Below are 16,151 nucleotides of genomic sequence, written 5' to 3' on the forward strand. Positions count from 1 at the left end.
CAGTAAAAGGTTGATACTAAACCTCTAAACACGCTCTTCACGTAAGAATACAGGCGCTGCAGGCGTTGATAATTCTTCGCTGTAATAATAACCATCAACATCAAATTGATGTAACCCTGCTAACGATTTAATGTCATTTTCAATAATATACCTTGCCATCAAACCGCGCGCTTTTTTGGCATAAAAACTAATCACTTTATATTGACCATTTTTACAGTCTTTAAATGCTGGGGTAATCAATGTTGCATTCAGCTTTTTAGGTTTTACCGCTTTAAAGTATTCGTTCGAAGCCAAATTGACAATGATATCGTCTTCTTTCTCAGCAACAGCCTGATTAATTTCATCGGTGATCACATCCCCCCAAAAAGCATACAAGTTTTTACCTTTAGGGTTAGCTAAACTCGTGCCCATTTCGAGGCGATAAGCTTGCATCAAATCAAGTGGCTTAAGTAAGCCATACAAACCTGACAAAATCCGCAAATGTTGTTGTGCTTTGCTCACTTCTTTTTCAGACATTGAGTCAGCATCAAGCCCTGTATAAACGTCGCCACGAAAAGCAAACATCGCTTGCTTGGCATTGTCTAGGGTGAAGTTAGGTTGCCACTCGATGAACCTAGCTGCGTTTAAACCTGCAATTTTATCGCTAACTTTCATCAGCGAAGCAATATCTATAGGAGTCAACTCACGACACACATTAATTAATTGTTGGCTATGATCTAACAACGTCGGTTGTGTAAAAGACGTTGTGTTAGCCTTGGTTTCGAAGTCGAGAGTTTTTGCTGGAGAAACTAATACTAACATCGTTAACTATCCTATTAAGCCGTAAAGTACATTCTTTCAATCTGTCTCTATGATACTGGGCTAAATAAAAAAAACCATGCAATAAATGCATGGTTTTTTAGATTGCGCTAATAGAGTTTAAAAATCCCTAGCGAGGGTCAACTCCGTAGCCAATAACAAAGATGCCTATTTTGATGACTCAGCAGGCTTATTCTTCCAAATGCCGTCTTCTAACTGCTCTGCGAGCTCAGGGAACTTATCAGTATCAAACATCGGCTCTTCACCAGCTTTAATCTGTTGACGATAGTCATTAATCACACGAACAGCTAAACCTGATAATAATAGCAGTGCAATCATATTAACCAATGCCATTAAGCCCATCGACACGTCCGCTAAGTTCCAAACAATATTGATTTTTGCTACGGCGCCAAACATTACCATGCCAAGCACAACTAATCTGAAGATTGGTAATGCACCTTTCTTATTGCCAGATAAGAACATGACGTTAGTTTCAGCGTAAGAATAGTTAGCGATAATTGATGTAAAGCAAAACAGTAAAATAGCAAAAGCAATAAATGCTCCACCCCAGTCACCAACATGCGATGACAGAGCGTTAATGGTTTTAGCAATACCATCGCCACTCCCAGCTGCATCACCTGACAATAAAATAATTGCCGCTGTAGCAGTACAAATAACGATAGTATCAACGAATACACCCATCATTTGCACAAAGCCTTGCGATGCAGGATGGTTAGGATTTGGCGATGCGCTTGCCGCAATATTTGCAGCACTACCCATACCAGCTTCATTCGAGAATAATCCGCGCGCAATACCTGCTTGCATAGCTTGTGCAACACTATAAGCAACACCACCAGCAGCGGCTTCTTGCCAACCAAACGCACTGTTAATCACCAACATAAATACTGCAGGTAGTTGTTCGACATTCATCAATACAACCACTAAAGCAATGGCGATGTAAGCTAATGCCATAACAGGTACAACAATCTCAGAAACTTTAGCGACTTTTTTAAGGCCACCCATAATCACTAAACCGCTTAATACAGCAATTGCCACACCCACATAAATCGGGTTCAAATCAAATACAGCAGTCATTGCACCAGTAATTGTATTAGCTTGTACTGCATTAAACACTAAACCAAAACAGATTATCAGTAGGATTGAGAATAGAATTCCCATCCAACGTTGGCCAAGTCCTTTCTCCATATAGTAAGAAGGACCACCGCGGTACTGACCGTCGACATCTTTTACTTTATAAACTTGCGCAAGCGTTGACTCAATCATTGCGGTTGCCATACCTAGCATCGCAATTGCCCACATCCAGAAAACTGCGCCGGGACCAGCTGCACCAATTGCAACAGCAACACCTGCCATATTACCGGCGCCGACACGGGCCGCCATACTGGTACAGAAAACTTGGAAAGAAGATAAACCATTGCGACCTGGACGGCGGCTAATGGATAAAATTTTGAGACCATGCGCAAAATGCGTAATTTGGATGAAGCCTAAGCGTACAGTAAAAAATAAACCTGCGCCTACTAGCCCATAAACTAACAATTTACCCCAGAGTAAATCGTTCATGAAATTCACAATCGTTTCTAACATTGCCATTTGCTTAAATTATTCCTTCGAATAACTTTATTTTGTAAAAAGTTGGCTTGTGATTAAGCATCAAAACAAACGCTTCGGACAAAATAAAATTATCGTATTATTTTAATAAGAGCACTCAAGTTCAATTCAGTAGGTATTTCATTTGCTTATCACATTGAATTTCAGTGAGCGAAATATTAGTTATTTATTATTTAGGATTTGATCGAGTTAACTTTACTTTTTTTAGGCACGAATGCCTAGCAAACTTTCTCAATTCTTATCGCTGATTTTTCGGTGCAAAAAATTAGCATAGAAGATCTGAACCAGCAGGTGATCAAGATCACACTTATCTAATTAGCAGCCTTTAGCTGCATCTCAAATAACAATCCTACGCCCTTCACACCCATAAGCTTTAACACAAAACCAACTTTAACCCATTTTAATTATAAAAATATTTAATAAAAAGTTAGACAAAGACCACATTATTGCAACCAAAATAAGAATACAGTGTTCTCATTAAGAACTAAATCAACTTAAATCTTCAAAATACTGAGGTCACTATGACACAAGCAAATGAAATCACTTCGCTGAAAAAATTTGTTAGAGCAACGAACTTCCTTGCCACATCTCAAATCTACCTAAAACAAAATGTATTGTTCAAAAGAGCATTACAGCATGATGATATTAAGCCAAGACTGCTCGGCCATTGGGGCACTTGCCCAGGTATTAACTTCGTATACGCCAACGTCAATCGCCTCATTGTTAAACATCAAAGAGATTTCATCTACTTGGTTGGCCCAGGTCATGGCTTCCCTGCTGTACAAGCTAACCTTTTTGTAGAAGGCTCATTAAGCCACTTTTATCCAGAAACCATTCCTTATAATGAATCTGGCATTGAAGATATCTGTAAAAAATTCTCAGCAGCTTATGGCTACCCTTCTCATGCTAACCCTGAAGCACCAGGTCAAATCCTTGAAGGCGGTGAGTTAGGTTACTCGCTCTCTGTCGCATGGGGCTCAGTGCTTGATAATCCAAATCTTATCGCAGCATGCTTAGTCGGTGATGGTGAGTCAGAAACAGGTCCATTAGCTGCATCTTGGTATGCTAACCGACTTGTAGATCCTGCAACCAATGGCGCAGTACTTCCTATTGTTCATATCAACGGTTACAAGATATCTGGTCCTACTCGCATGGGACGTATGGATCACGAAGAACTTGATCTTGAGTTTCGTGGCTTAGGTTATCACCCAATTATTGTCGATGATGAGCTTGAAGAAGATGTCTTTGTGCAAATGGCAAATGCAATGGATCTGTCTTATGAAATGATCAATGACATTCAAACTCGCGCAAGAAATGGCGAAGATGTCTGCAAACCACGTTGGCCTGTTATTTTAATGCGAACAGCTAAAGGCTGGACTGGCACTGCTGAACACGGTGGTAAAAAGCTTGAAGGTAACTGTGAGTCGCATCAAGTCATCGTTAATAAATGCGCAACGGATCCAAGCCATCTTCAAGCATTGAATGACTGGCTAGAGAGTTATAAGTTTGATGAGTTATGTGACATCAATGCTGATGGACAAATTAGCTTCGATAAAGATATTCAATCGCTTATACCACCTAAGCACTTATGTTGCGGTAGACAGCATCTAAGTTACGGCGGAGAAGTTGTACGTGCTCTAGCGCAACCTGACTTAAAACAATTGAGCTATGGGCCAGAAACACCACGAGGCACTCGAGGTGTATCTATGTACAAAATGGGTGAATGGATGCGTGATGCGTTCAAATTAAACCGTGATCAACGTAATTTACGTATCTTCAGCCCTGATGAAACCTACTCAAACCAACTTCAAGCTGTATTTGAAGAAACAGACCGTGCTTGGCAATGGCCAATTAAGACCTGGGATCAAGATATGGCAAGAGACGGTCGTGTCATCGAATTACTGTCAGAAAACTTGTTATTCGGCATGATGCACGGTTATACCGTAACAGGTCGCCATGCAATGTTCCCAACCTATGAAGCCTTCTCACAAGTTGTGTCTTCAATGGCAGATCAATACTGTAAATATGTATATGCAAGCCAAGGGGTTCATTTCCGCAAACCTGTGCCTTCTTGTAACGTTGTGTTGTCTTCTTTATTAGAACGTCAAGACCATAATGGCTACTCTCATCAGAACCCATCCTTCTTAGGGGCAATGTTAGAGAAACACCCTGATATTATTTCAGCATACTTACCTGCAGATGGTAACTCGACTCTGACGTACACCGAGCGCGCTTATGAAGATCGCGATAAGTTAAACATCTTAGTTGCAGGTAAAAAAGAACTACCACAATGGCTATCGTTAGATGAAGCGCGTAAGCAAACTCAAGACGGTGTCATGGTTTGGGATTTTGCATCGGATGAAAATCCAGATGTGGTTCTAGCTGGCTGCGGGGATTATGTCACCCAGGAATGTATGGCATCTTTAGTACTTATCCGTGAGCTATTACCTCGAGTTCGCATTCGTTTTGTCAGTGTAACTGAACTTAATAGTAATGGTTTAGGTAGTCGAGACTTCCAAGCTAAACCTTGGATGATGGATGAAATATTTACAGAAGATAAAGGCGTGGTATTTAACTACCATGGTTACCCGAATACCATCAAGAAACTTGTATTTGACTATAAAGGTAGTCGCCGCTTTAGAATCAAAGGTTACGAAGAAGAAGGTTCTACTACGACACCATTTGACATGGGTGTCCGAAATGGCACCTCACGTTATCACTTAGTGATAGATATGGCTTACAAGCTATTCCAACAAGGTGTTATTGACGAAACACAGCATGTCGCCATCACAACCGATATGTTACAACGCTTAGTTGAGCACCGTAATTACATCAAAGCAAATGGTGTAGACCCTCAAGAAATTGAAAATTGGGTGTGGACTCGATAACGGTTAGTAGATAACGATATCTCGACTAGGATATAAAGCGCCATTTGCGCTTTATATCCTCAAGCTTTATTTACCTCACCTCAAATGCGTCACTTCAAGCAAATTGCACAATTGTTAAAAAGCACACCTTACTTGCAACATTCTTACGACCTCCCTCCCCTTAAAACAGCCAAAAAAGCAAAGATTGTTAAATTAATACCAACATTGTTCTTTATTACTATGGAAAACCATTGAAATTACGACGATAATTAGCACGCTGACAAAAACATAATAGGAACACCACATAAGCGTCAGCGACACTTGTATCAAACAAATTATTTACATGTGTTTTGGTGGAGTAAAATAACAATGGACTTATACATGATGAAGAACACATTAAAAGTAGTATTACTCACCTCATTGTTACCTTTTGCTGCTTCAGCAGAGCAAGAGTTAACACCGTGGTATGTTGGTGGTGGTCTTGGTGTTAATAATTACGAACCAAACTGCGATCAAAAAACAATGAAAGTATGCGGTGAAGACGACCCTTATGCATGGGATGTTTTCGGTGGTTACTTATTCAATGATTACTTTGGTGTTGAACTCGGTTACCGTGATTTAGGTCGCGCAGAATGGACTGACTACAGCAACAAACGTAATGATGTTGGCGCTAGAGGCATGGCGTTAGGCTTAGTCGGTTTTTATCCATTTGCTGATAAGTGGAGTTTATCGGCTGAAGCTGGTGCGATGAATTACCTTATCTCAAACAAGAAAAACTATAATACTGAATATTATAGTGACAGTGGTATAGCACCATACATAGGTGCAGGTATTGGATATAACTTTACTGAGAACTTAAAGTTACAAGCTAAATATCGCCGCTACGAAAACTTAGATGACGATAAATACAATACCCTTGATATGGAAAGTAATTACTGGGGTCTTGAATTAAGCTATCGTTTCGGTGTTGATAAACCCGCTCCAGCGCCAGTCGTTGCACCGGTTGTTGCTGCACCAATTGATTCTGATAACGATGGCGTGACAGACGATATGGATAAATGTCCAGACACCCCATCGACTCACAAAGTAGATGCCCAAGGTTGTACTATTTATGAAGATGCACCTATTTCATCTCGTATGGAAGGTGTTTATTTTGATAATGATTCTGCAGTATTAAAACCTGAATCATACACTCGTCTAGAAAAAGGCGCTAAATACTTAAAAGATAATCCGCACACAACTGCTGTGATTGAAGGTCATGCATCGTTAGTTGGTAATGCTGATTATAATATGGATTTATCTGAGCGCCGTGCACAAGCTGTTGTTGACGCTTTAGTTGAAAAATACGGCATTGACGCAAGTCGATTAAAAGCCGTTGGTTTTGGTGAAGACAATCCAATTATGGAAGGAACATCACCTGAAGCTAACAAACAAAACCGTCGTATTGATGCTGTAGTAAGTGGTGCAGAGAAACGCCCTGTACTAAAATAAGTACCAAAGCTTAATTAGCCCAAATAAAAGTCGCTGCTTGCAGCGACTTTTTAATTTTGAAAGAAAAGTGACATATTTAAAAACCACAGCAGCAAAGGGATGTTATCGGTAACAATTATTTTTCATCATTATTTTTTATCTAAATGGCTAATAAATCAGGTATTAAATAACAAGATTTCATGTCTAGTTGCTCAAAAATTACTTTTTTATGTAATTTTTTTACAAATACAGTTGGAAAATACAGTAAAATCGCTTCTAATAACCGCATTCAACAAAACAACTTTGTTACTTGAGAGGGAAATTTCCATGGCGAACACGTTAGCTCAACTTAAAGCACTGACAACTATTGTTGCAGACACTGGCGACATCGAAGCAATCAAACGTTACCAACCTGAAGATGCGACAACAAACCCTTCTCTGATCTTAAAAGCAGCTCAGATCCCTGAGTACGCACCACTAATTGATGATGCAATTAATTGGGCTAAAGCTCAGTCAAATGATGTAGCGCAACAAGTAGAAGACGCAGGCGATAAATTAGCAGTTAATATCGGCGTTGAAATTCTTAAAATTGTCCCAGGCCGTATTTCGACAGAAGTTGATGCTCGCCTTTCATTTGATAAAAATGGTTCAATTGAAAAAGCACATAAGTTAATCAAGCTTTATAAAGATGCTGGTATCGATAAATCTCGTATTCTTATTAAACTTGCATCAACGTGGGAAGGTATTTGCGCAGCAAAACAACTTGAACAAGAAGGCATCAACTGTAACTTAACTTTACTATTTAGTTTCGCTCAAGCACGTGCATGTGCTGAAGCCGGTGTTTACTTAATCTCACCTTTCGTTGGTCGTATTTTAGATTGGTATAAAAAAGACACAGGTCAAGATTACACTGCTGAGACCGATCCAGGTGTTGTATCAGTAACCGACATTTACAATTACTACAAGCGTCATGGGTATAATACCGTTGTTATGGGCGCAAGCTTCCGTAACATTGGCGAGATCATCGAACTTGCTGGTTGTGACCGCTTAACCATTGGGCCTGCATTACTTGAAGAGCTTGCTAATAGCGATGCAGCTATCACACAAAAGTTAGCACCAGCTACGTCAGTTGAAGCAGCCCCAACCCCACTTACTGAAGAACAATTCCGCTGGGAATATAATCAAGATCCAATGGCTGTAGATAAATTAGCAGAAGGCATTCGTAACTTTGCCATTGACCAAGGGAAACTTGAAGTCATGTTAAACGAGAAGCTAGGCTAATTAATTAATCAATGGAGTGATTTGCATGACCCATTTAACTCAGAGTAATACCTGGCAGCAGTTAATTCAAAATGCATCTGTATTGCCTCATATGCGCGAACTTTTTGCTCAAAACCCACAAAGGTTTGAGCAACTCAGTGTTAAGGACTGTGGTTTATTACTAGATTATTCTAAAAACCGCATTAATGATGAAACCTTATCTTTGCTGTTCAAATTAGCTAAAGAAGCTAACCTAAGCGATAAGATTGCAGCCATGTTTAATGGCGACATTATTAATAACACAGAAGGCCGTGCAGTACTTCATACGGCACTTCGCAGTAAGCCTGAACAGGTAATAATGGCTGAAGGCAAGAATATCGTACCTGAAGTACAGCAGACACTGGCTAAAATGCAGCAGTTTGTTGAATCAGTGCAAGATGGCCACTGGAAGGGTTATACCGGTAAAACCATTACTGATATTGTCAGCATTGGTATTGGCGGCTCCTTTTTAGGTCCAAAAATTGTCTCTCAAGCATTACGCCCGTACTGGGTTAAAGGTCTTAATTGTCATTTTGTTGCCAATGTTGATGCCACCTCTATCTGTGAAAAGTTAAAAGGTTTAGATGCAGAAACAACCCTGTTTGTTATGTCATCTAAATCATTTGGCACTCAAGAAACCTTAACCAACACGCTTAGCGCTAAAGATTGGTTCTTGGCGAATGGTGGCTCGCAGACTGATGTTGCAAAACACTTTGTTGCAGTGACTTCAAACGTCGATAAAGCCACAGAATTCGGTATTGACGCTGAAAACATTTTCCCTATGTGGGACTGGGTTGGCGGTCGTTATTCATTATGGTCAGCAATTGGCTTACCCATTGCCTTGCTAGTCGGCTTCGACAACTTTACACAGTTACTAGACGGTGCTCATCAGATGGATACACATTTTGCTCATACACCACTTGAGCAAAATATGCCTGTCATTATGGGCATGCTATCAGTGTTATATGGCAACTTCCATGATGCGCAATCTCATGTGGTATTAACCTATGACCATTACCTGCGTGGTTTACCGGCTTACTTCCAGCAACTTGATATGGAAAGTAATGGTAAATCAGTCATGCTAGATGGTACTCAAGTTGACTTTAGTACTGGTCCGGTAATTTGGGGCGGTGAAGGCACCAATGGTCAACATGCTTATCACCAATTACTGCATCAAGGCACTGCACTCATTCCTGCTGACTTTATTATGCCGCTTCAAAGCCATAATCCGTTAGGTGAACATCATAACCAACTTGCTTCTAACTGCTTTGGACAAACCCAAGCATTAATGCAAGGGCGCACGTATGATGAGGCATACGCTGAACTTGCAGAGAAAGATATGCCAGAAGCAGAAAAAAGCCTTATTTCACAGCACAAAGTCATGTCAGGCAATAAGCCTAGCAACACATTATTAATGGATAAGCTAACCCCTACCACTTTAGGTGCTTTAATCGCACTTTATGAGCATAGAACCTTTGTTCAAGGTGCTATTTGGCAAATTAACTCTTTTGATCAATGGGGAGTTGAACTTGGTAAGGTACTTGGAAATGACGTTCTTGATAGGATTGGAGCTGAAAAAGACGCTTCAGAGCTAGATTGTTCGAGTAATGCATTAATTAATTTATATCGACAAGGTCAGATATAAACCCTAAAAAAGCCAGCATAAGCTGGCTTTTTTATTCCCTCTTATTTCTTCACATAGCACAAGTCACTAAATTAGCCAGTAAAGCTTCATTAAATTGTCAGCCCGCATTAACAAAAATGAAACAAAGCTATTGCACAATAGCGATGAAATATGATACTTATTTGCATAGAGACATCATAATAACAAGGGAGGTTTACCATGGATCGTTTAGACTATGGTGGTGCGCTAGACCAAGTTGTTGAAAGACCAACTCGCTCAAAAAGCTCAAACAAAAAACGTAAATGGCGGGAGATAGAAGCGTTAAAGGACAAACAGCGTCTACTCAAAGAACTTCAAGACATTGATACAAGTTTTGATTTTGATTTTGAAACAATGCCATTATAAGCATTAAAACTAATTGAATAGTTATTCATAAATCAAAAAATAAAAAGAGCGCATATAGCGCTCTTTTTTTGTTTCATTTAGTTAACATTTCAAGCTAAGCCTATGTGCGCTTTTAAATCTTCAAAGATACTTTCATCATTGTCACTAAATAAAGGATCATCCACTAATTGCTTTTCACATTGAGATTTAATCGTATCCCAGTCCTGTGCGGTGAGTTGTTTTGCAAATAAAGGAAACAATTCACTTTCTTCGTAATGCATATGGCTACGCTGAATATCGACATAAGCTTGCAAATCTGTCACTAACTTTTCACGAGAAATAACCACATCAGATAGAATAAGATTCAAGCTATACATTAATGCACCCGAATACTCAGCAAGCTTTGTGTGTTCTTCGTGTAGTTGAGTATTACAGGGGCTAGAAAATTGTTTAACAAAGTAATTGTAAGTGATGTCTTCTAAAGGGTGATGACTATGCTCAGCATAGACTTGCATATATTCGACAACATCTCTAATCAACGAAAAGTTAACCGCTTCACCTTGGGAAAGTTTGTGATTTTTTTTAGCTAATACATCAAGTAAAACTGCAATATGCTTATGATCATTCATTAGCCTTTTCAATATCATTTTATCCATAACCACAATTCCTTCATGTATATAGATTAATCACACTTCGAGTATTTACAATCTACACTAGTGGTTGAATTCTTGTTATGACGAAGATCATAAAATAAATGATTGTAATAACCCCCTTTAAAAGCAATGAAAAAGCATATTCCTGAGCAATTTTTACCATAAAAAAAGCACCTTTACGGTGCTTTATAGCTTTAAGCCCTACTCGTTAATTTAAGGTTTTAAATAAGTGTGCTTTTAATTGCTCAAAGTCAGGCGCTAGTTCCGCTGACAATATAGGTTTATTAACCACCGCCTCAAGTTCTACAGGTAAAGGAAGGTTAATATGTAATTGCTCATCCACAACATCCTTAAACTTAGCAGGGTGAGCTGTGCCTAAAAATATGCCTGTTTCGTTAGCCTCAAGCTCATCTGTCAAAGCTTGAGCCGCAATCGCAGCGTGTGGCTCTGATTGGTAGCCTAATTGGTATAAGTCAATTAACGCTTTGGTGGTTTGCAATTCCGTTAACGCTACGCCTGTTATCGATGATAATGGCCACCCCATTGTTTCGCATATTGCTTCAACTCTTGGCCAATTTGATGGTTCAGATACATCCATAGCATTAGACATCGTAGCAACAGTCGCATTTGGCGCCCAATCACCAGCTGATAAATAACGAGGAACGGTATCATTTGAATTGGTTGCAGCGATAAAGCGCTTGATAGGTAAGCCCATCGCTTTTGCAAATAATCCAGCAGTTAAATTACCAAAATTACCACTAGGTACTGATACTACAATCTCGTCATTACCTTTTTGCTTTGCTTGTGCAACCGCTTCAAAGTAATAACAAATCTGTGCTAATAAACGACTGATGTTAATTGAATTAGCGGAGTTTAAATGTAGCCCATCACGAACATCATTATCATCAAATGCTTGTTTTACCAAGGTTTGACAGGCATCAAAATCAGCAGTTACCGCAACAGTATGAATATTGCGCCCCAATGTAGTGAACATTTTTTCTTGTAGCTCACTGATTTTGCCTTTTGGGTACATCACCACAACTTGTACGGCATCTAAGCCATAAAAAGCATCTGCCACTGCCGCGCCGGTATCTCCAGAAGTCGCCGTTAAAATCGTTAACTTTTTATCACCAGCAAGTAAATTAACGCACTGGGCCATAAAGCGTGCACCAAAATCCTTAAATGCTAAGGTTGGTCCATGAAACAATTCTAAACAAGCGCGTTTATCATCAGCAGCAACTAACGGCGCTTCAAAAGTAAATGCATTCTCAACTAACTTATCAACACTTGCTTGACCGATTTCATCAGCGAGCCAAGCGCCCAGCACTTTCTTGCCTCGCTCAACAAAAGGAAGCTGTAGCAGCTCATCAATATTCGATATTGTTGGTATTGATTTAGGGAAAAACAACCCTCTATCCTTTCCAAGTCCAAGTTGCACCGCTTCACTGAAACTGACCACTTGAGAAGGATGTTTTAAATTATATAATTCCATTTTGGTACGCCTATACAATAATAATTGAGTTACACACGACGGGTGCCAGCATCGTCGAGTTGGCAGACATGGGCAAAACCACCAGCCTGTGATAAATAATGTTTCTCAAGCCACGATTTAGCTTGCTCTGCAACGGCTAAATTATCGGTCACAGAAAATAAAGTCGGCCCACTGCCTGAAATACCTGTTGTTAGCATACCCAGCTCAGCTAATGCCTCTCTTGCTGCTGTATAGCCGGGAATAGCACTGGCACGATACGGCTCAGCCATAACATCTTTTAGCACACTGATGGCTAATGAGGCGTCTTGCTGATAGCTTGCATGAACAAAAACACTAAGGTGTCTTGCAAAGTCAATCGCCACGGACTTGTCATATTGCTCGGGTAATAGCGCTCGCATTTTAGCCGTCGACAATGAAATCCCTGGATAAGCAACAACCCAATACCATTGTTTAAAGCCAGGGATCGTTGCGCAGACCTGTTGTGGGGTATTCAACATGAGCTGCATTCCACCTAAATAACACGGTGCCACATTATCAAAGTGAACACTGCCAGAAATCATACCTTCAAACTCACCCATTAATAATAACAAGGCTTGCTGGTCAAACGGTTGTTCAAAGTGTTCATTAAGCGCATACAAAGCGGCAACTACTGAACTGGCACTCGAGCCTAATCCACTGCCGACTGGTAAGTTTTTTTCAAGCCTAATAGCAACACCTTGTTGAATAGCTAGCTTTTCAAGAAAAAATTCAGCGCACTGATAGACTATATTGTCTTTTCCATCTGCAGGTAACTTATCTGCCCAAGCCCCTGTTTGAGAGTAATGTACACCAGACTCAGCTGACTCAATCATCACCCGGTCACCAAGTAAGCTTCCATCAATTGGAGCAAGTGCTGCCCCAAGTAAGTCATAGCCGACACCGACATTCCCCATAGATGCTGGTGCATAAACTGTTATGCTCATAGCCCAACCTCTCGTGTCCAATTAAGCGTTCTTAATACATCTGCAAATGCGCCTGCAGCTGTTACATCAGTTCCAGCGCCATAGCCTCTTAGCACAAATGGGATGGGCTGATAGTATTGGCTGTAAAATGCTAAGGCGTTTTCGCCGCCTTTAACACTGTAAAGTGGATCACTTGAATCCACTTCAGCAATACGTACATAGCACTTTCCATCTTCAATTTGACCAACATAACGCAGTAACTTACCTGCAGCTTTTGCTGTTTCAACTCGCGCACTCACTTCAGCATCAAGTTTAGGAAGGTTTGCCATAAAGGTGTCGATATCCCCTGATGCATCGAAAGATGCAGGTAATACTGACTCTACGATGACATCATCTAGCTCAAGTTCCATGCCCACTTCACGCGCCAAAATTAAGACTTTTCGTGCGACATCCATACCACTTAAATCTTCACGAGGATCAGGTTCAGTAAAGCACTTTTCACGAGCAATCGACGTGGCTTCAGATAGACTCATGCCTTCATCTAGCATGCCAAAGATATAAGATAATGAACCAGATAATATGCCATTAAATCGTTGCAATTTATCACCTGCAAATAACAGCTTTTTCAAGTTATCAATAACAGGAAGCCCTGCACCGACTGTTGTCTCATATAAAAACTGACGACGTTGCAACAACGCTGTGCTTCGCAATTGTTGATAATATTGATAATCACGAGTGTTGGCTTTTTTATTTGGGGTAACAACATGAAAACCAGCGTTCATTGCATCGACGTATCTGTCAGAAACCAACTCACTTGAAGTACAATCCACTAACACAGGATTAAGTAATTGCTGCTCTTTACCCCAAGCAAACAAAGCGGGTAGATCATAACTTGTTTGACAATCAGCGAGTAAAGTTTGCCAATGAGTTAAATCAACACCGTCACTGTTTAACAACATTTTACGAGAATTAGCGATGCCACACACTCGCATTGTGATGTGCTGCTCTTTTAGCATTTGAGCTTGTTGGTGAATTTGCGCTAATAAACCCGCTCCCACATTGCCCGCCCCGACGAGAAACACATCTAGATATTGTTGAACATCAAAAAAAGCTTGATGACAAGCTGCAATAGCATGCTTAGTTTTACGTTGTTCAATCACAGTCGAGATTGAACGCTCAGATGAGCCTTGTGCAATCGCTACGATGTTCACACTGGCTTTGGCTAACGCACTAAAGAACTTCGCCGCCGCCCCTTTATGAGTTTTCATGCCATCGCCAATTAATGAAACAATCGCTAAATGTTGTCTAAGCTCGATTGGTTCAAGTAGCTCTGACTGGATTTCTAACTCAAACTCAAGCTCAAGCGCTTGTTTGGCCTTTTCAGCTTCATCTGTATTAACACAAAAACTAATGCTGTATTCAGATGAGCTTTGCGTGATCAAAGAGACAGAAATACCACTGCGAGAGATGGCATCTAATGTCCGACTTGCCATACCAACCATGCCTTTCATTCCCGGGCCAGAGATATTAAACATCGTCTGATCATCAAGGTTTGAAATAGCCTTAACTTGCAATCCGGTCTTGTCAGCCTCGTTCGACACTAAAGTGCCAGGCGCAGAAGGATTAAAACTATTTTTGATATAACAAGGGATATGATACTGAGCTATCGGTGCAATGGTTTTAGGGTGCAAAACTTTGGCACCAAAGTACGACAGCTCCATGGCTTCTTGATAACTTAACTGTTCAAGTAACTTAGCATCGGCAACAACGCGCGGATCAGTATTATAAACACCATCGACATCAGTCCAAATTTCACAACTTGATGCATCTATGCATGCAGCCAAAACTGCAGCTGAATAGTCTGAGCCATTTCGGCCTAAAGTGACCGTTTTACCTGACTCATTTGCCGCAGTAAACCCAGGCATAATCCAAACTCTTGCCTCTTCTAAATTTAATGCAGCAAAACGTTGTTTACTTGCTTTAATATCAACAACTGACTCTAAAGGCTTACCATGAGCTAAAAAAAGCTGCCTAGGATCAAACTGTGCAGCAGTCAACGATTTAGCCTTCATAACCTGCTCCATTAACGCAGCAGAAAGACGCTCACCCGATACGACAACTTGCGCCCTTACATGGTCAGGACATTCATTCAACAAGGCGATTCCAGTTAATTTATCCTTCCAATCCGCCAGTTGCATTACTAACTTTTCATCTAAAACTTGTTTCTGCTCAGCAGAAATAAGCGTCTGCGCGGCACTGGAAAATAACCCTATAAACACCTGCTCAATCTGAGTTAACGTCGCGCTGTAGTCCTTACCTTGCTGCGCTAAATCCACTAAATCTAATAGTCCATTAGTCACTGTTGCAGGCGCAGACAAGACTGTTGCAACAGACTCCTGAGCCGATGACTGCTCAATAATATCTGCCGCCATGAGAAAACGTTGCCAATTGGCTAACGAGGTGCCGCCAAACTTCATTACTTTCATTTTATTACTCCATTAACTCGTTAGCTTTAGCTAAATTTATTCATAATTTATGCATAGAAACAAAAAAGCCCGCTTCTTTGTGGGAAGCGGGCTTTCGATAAAATCTTTAGGGTGTACTTAGCCCGCCCCCACAACAGTAATTGTGGTGGTTGTAGTAATAATGGTAGCTACAACATAGTGATGGACATTCATTCGAACACTCTACTTATTTAAAATTTGTTTTCTTTTGTACTATTTTTGCTATTAAATTGAAAAAAACAATGCAATTAACACGAGCAAATATGTACTTGTTTTGAATTAATAACAGAATTGCTTTTTTTGCCCTCTGTTGTCAACCCCTAATAAAGCTTTATTTTTAACCGCTTATTCCAGATTGTTCTAATATCGTTGAGAAATAAGCTGCTAATGACAGTTTTTATCCGCTAATCATACAAAATTCCGCATAAAACCCCTGTTTACGTAAACGTAACCCTCAGAGTACGCAAACATAAAAAACCAAAAAAAACAG

The 16,151-nt window shown here is 40.3% G+C and carries 11 protein-coding genes; 5 read left to right on the forward strand and 6 right to left on the reverse strand.

Annotation, left to right across the window (positions count from 1 at the left end; all coding sequences use genetic code 11):
• Positions 1 to 24: 24 nt before the first annotated feature.
• Together yaaA and J8L86_RS02050 are read right to left on the reverse strand one after the other, a co-directional pair.
• The gene (yaaA, locus tag J8L86_RS02045; protein ID WP_211028477.1) at positions 25 to 801 is read right to left on the reverse strand and encodes a peroxide stress protein YaaA; all 777 of its coding nucleotides are present in this window, start codon (positions 799 to 801) and stop codon (positions 25 to 27) included.
• 165 nt (positions 802 to 966) lie between these two features.
• Complete coding sequence (locus J8L86_RS02050; RefSeq protein ID WP_055025660.1) at positions 967 to 2,403, reverse strand: sodium:alanine symporter family protein; 1,437 nt, start codon at positions 2,401 to 2,403, stop codon at positions 967 to 969.
• A 545-nt stretch (positions 2,404 to 2,948) separates the two neighbouring features.
• On the opposite strand from J8L86_RS02050, the gene J8L86_RS02055 reads away from it, so the two are divergent.
• The 5 genes from J8L86_RS02055 (at position 2,949) to J8L86_RS02075 (ending at position 10,092) form a co-directional block, all read left to right on the forward strand.
• On the forward strand, positions 2,949 to 5,315 hold the full coding sequence (locus J8L86_RS02055; RefSeq protein WP_211028479.1) for a phosphoketolase family protein: 2,367 nt from the start codon (positions 2,949 to 2,951) through the stop codon (positions 5,313 to 5,315).
• Positions 5,316 to 5,675: 360 nt separating this feature from the next.
• Positions 5,676 to 6,785, forward strand: a complete 1,110-nt coding sequence (locus tag J8L86_RS02060) for an OmpA family protein (RefSeq protein WP_055025625.1) — start codon at positions 5,676 to 5,678, stop codon at positions 6,783 to 6,785.
• 306 nt (positions 6,786 to 7,091) lie between these two features.
• Entirely contained in the window at positions 7,092 to 8,045 is a 954-nt protein-coding gene (gene tal / locus J8L86_RS02065; protein WP_211028481.1) for a transaldolase, read from the forward strand.
• A 25-nt stretch (positions 8,046 to 8,070) separates the two neighbouring features.
• Positions 8,071 to 9,708, forward strand: coding sequence for a glucose-6-phosphate isomerase (gene pgi / locus J8L86_RS02070; RefSeq protein ID WP_211028484.1), 1,638 nt, complete (start codon positions 8,071 to 8,073; stop codon positions 9,706 to 9,708).
• A 198-nt stretch (positions 9,709 to 9,906) separates the two neighbouring features.
• Positions 9,907 to 10,092: a DUF3545 family protein gene (locus J8L86_RS02075; protein ID WP_055025622.1), complete on the forward strand. Its 186-nt coding sequence runs from the start codon at positions 9,907 to 9,909 to the stop codon at positions 10,090 to 10,092.
• 89 nt (positions 10,093 to 10,181) lie between these two features.
• Here J8L86_RS02075 and J8L86_RS02080 read toward each other — a convergent pair whose 3' ends face one another.
• The 4 genes from J8L86_RS02080 to thrA all read right to left on the reverse strand — a co-directional run bounded on the left by J8L86_RS02080 (position 10,182) and on the right by thrA (position 15,643).
• Complete coding sequence (locus tag J8L86_RS02080) at positions 10,182 to 10,715, reverse strand: hemerythrin domain-containing protein (protein ID WP_065109239.1); 534 nt, start codon at positions 10,713 to 10,715, stop codon at positions 10,182 to 10,184.
• A 217-nt stretch (positions 10,716 to 10,932) separates the two neighbouring features.
• Positions 10,933 to 12,216, reverse strand: a complete 1,284-nt coding sequence (gene thrC, locus J8L86_RS02085; RefSeq protein ID WP_211028486.1) for a threonine synthase — start codon at positions 12,214 to 12,216, stop codon at positions 10,933 to 10,935.
• A gap of 29 nt (positions 12,217 to 12,245) precedes the next feature.
• A complete protein-coding gene (thrB, locus tag J8L86_RS02090) occupies positions 12,246 to 13,178 on the reverse strand; it encodes a homoserine kinase (protein ID WP_211028489.1) in 933 nt (310 codons plus the stop codon).
• Positions 13,175 to 15,643: a bifunctional aspartate kinase/homoserine dehydrogenase I gene (thrA, locus tag J8L86_RS02095; RefSeq protein ID WP_211028491.1), complete on the reverse strand. Its 2,469-nt coding sequence runs from the start codon at positions 15,641 to 15,643 to the stop codon at positions 13,175 to 13,177. The genes thrB and thrA overlap by 4 nt, the downstream gene beginning before the upstream one ends.
• Positions 15,644 to 16,151: the final 508 nt, after the last annotated feature.

The sequence above is a fragment of the Shewanella sp. MMG014 genome, from assembly GCF_018100775.1.
Taxonomy (GTDB): Bacteria; Pseudomonadota; Gammaproteobacteria; order Enterobacterales; family Shewanellaceae; genus Shewanella; species Shewanella japonica.